Origin of the sequence: Desulfosporosinus metallidurans (assembly GCF_001936615.1) — a bacterium.
Taxonomy (GTDB): domain Bacteria; phylum Bacillota; class Desulfitobacteriia; order Desulfitobacteriales; family Desulfitobacteriaceae; genus Desulfosporosinus; species Desulfosporosinus metallidurans.
Genome location: NZ_MLBF01000140.1, coordinates 1 through 1865 on the forward strand (window position 1 = coordinate 1; position 1865 = coordinate 1865).

Annotated in this window: 3 protein-coding genes; all 3 read left to right on the forward strand. The window is 44.0% G+C overall.

What is annotated here, in order from left to right; genetic code table 11:
- The first annotated feature begins 9 nt into the window (after positions 1-9).
- The 3 genes from DSOL_RS25955 (at position 10) to DSOL_RS25965 (ending at position 1731) form a co-directional block, all read left to right on the forward strand.
- Positions 10-177: a peroxiredoxin family protein gene (locus DSOL_RS25955; protein WP_083642769.1), complete on the forward strand. Its 168-nt coding sequence runs from the start codon at positions 10-12 to the stop codon at positions 175-177.
- Between the two features lie 77 nt (positions 178-254).
- The gene (locus DSOL_RS25960) at positions 255-662 is read left to right on the forward strand and encodes a winged helix-turn-helix domain-containing protein (RefSeq protein ID WP_139314636.1); all 408 of its coding nucleotides are present in this window, start codon (positions 255-257) and stop codon (positions 660-662) included.
- Positions 598-1731 carry a sensor histidine kinase gene (locus DSOL_RS25965; RefSeq protein WP_083643091.1) on the forward strand — a complete coding sequence of 378 codons (1134 nt, stop codon included), beginning with the start codon at positions 598-600 and terminating at the stop codon, positions 1729-1731. The genes DSOL_RS25960 and DSOL_RS25965 overlap by 65 nt, the downstream gene beginning before the upstream one ends.
- Positions 1732-1865: the final 134 nt, after the last annotated feature.

Here is a 1865-nt window from a genome sequence, read left to right on the forward strand (position 1 = left end):
ACGTACGGTATTACATTCCCAGTGCTTCTGGACGAAAACGGGGAAGCAGCCCGGTTGTACGATGTATCATCGATTCCTGCCAGTTTTATTATTGATACTCAGGGAGTGATTCGAGAGAAAATTGTCGGACCTATGACCTACGATTCGATGCAAGAGATGTTGGGTACGCTAAAATAAGGCTATTGTTTTAAGGGTTAACGGAGCTCAGATGTAATGGTTCAGGATTTATAGCGAGCGGATGGAGGTGTATGTTCATGAACACTAAGGGGAAGTCTGTTTTAATTGTCGAAGACGATGCTAAAATCCGCCAGCTTGTTACAAGAGTCGAGGTAGTCTTACGGCGGACCGCTCAGCACTGCAGCAAAATAACCTACCGGGGACTCACTCTGAAACCGTTAAGGGGCGAAATTCATTGCAAGGGAGAACCCATTGTTTTGACGCACCATGAATTTCGTTTGATGTATTTTCTCATGAGGCATCCTAACCAGATTTTGACCAGAGAACAAATTGTAGAAGAACTTTATCCGAATCAGGAAAAAATTGTTACGGAAAGAATAGTCGACGTGCATATCGGCAAATTACGGGAAAAGCTTAAATATGACGGTGATAGCGAAATTATTGAAACGATCAGGGGAATGGGGTATCGCTTTGTTGCCTTCTAAGAACTGGTTTTTTTGGCGAAGAAGTATTCTTGCCAAATTAATTTTGATTAATCTGCTGATCATTGCGATTGTGATTTGGCTGGCGGGCGTTTCCGTAAAAGATTTTGCCTGTTTGCTTTCCAAGCAGTATCAGGTTGCCGACGGAGCATCGAGTAATTTGTTTGACCGGACGATGCAGTTTTATCTTATACGAGCGAGTATCCTGGCGGTCATCGTGGCTGGTATCCTATACTATTTTCTGGTAAGGAAGCTGATCTTACCGTTGCAGCACTTGGGAACTTCGGCTCAAAAGATGGCAAGAGGGGAGTTTCAGCCTTGCCGGGAAATTCCGTCCGAAGATGAAATTGGCCGCCTTATCTCTGACTTCAATCATTTATCCTCCAAGTTACAGCAAACAGAGGAACTCCGCAAAAAAATGGTGAGCGACATAGCGCATGAACTGAGGACGCCGCTCACTAATATTACAGGGTATCTGGAAGCTTTAAGCACTGGCGTCATTCAGGGCGAACCGGAGCTTTACCGCTCATTGCATGAAGAAGCGCTGCATTTGACCGGTTTGGTGGAGGAACTTCATCAGTTAAATATTTGGGAATCGAAAAGGCTGGGGCAGGGCGAACTGCAGAAAATCTCCGTGGAGAATGTCCTTGAAACAACGCTTAAAAGTTTTGAACTTGAATTGAATAACAGGGAAATAAAAGTAGCGGCTAATATCCAGGCTGCTGATATATTAGGAAATAGGGAGGGGATTAAACAGGTTATCACCAACCTGCTGAAAAATGTCCTGCAATATGACCGGGGTGGATGGGTGAAAATCGAGGGAAAAAAGGAGGGCCATATTTACAAAGTGGTTGTGACAAATTTGGGGCAACCCATTCCTGACGACAAAGCGGATCAAGTGTTTGAGCGTTTTTACCGTCTGGACTCTTCCCGTAACCGCAAGACTGGAGGAGCGGGCCTAGGACTGGCTATTATCAAAGAAATTATTGACCAACACCGGGGGGAGGTCGGTTTAATTTCCCGGCAAGATGAACATTCTTTTTGGTTTACAGTTCCTTTAGCAGATGCATGAGAGGAGATATAGACATAAATCATTCCTTAACGAATAAAATCGTCCTTTTTACTCTCAGTGATTGTCCAATGGGAAAGTCAATGGGAACAGTATTGAGAGAAGTGTTTTTTCAAGGTAATGACTCCAAACATAGA

Coding starts and splice junctions, on each gene's coding strand:
- DSOL_RS25960 (WP_139314636.1), top strand. CDS start 255: ATGAACACTAAGGGGAAGTCTGTTTTAATTGTCGAAGACGATGCTAAA.
- DSOL_RS25965 (WP_083643091.1), top strand. CDS start 598: ATGACGGTGATAGCGAAATTATTGAAACGATCAGGGGAATGGGGTATC.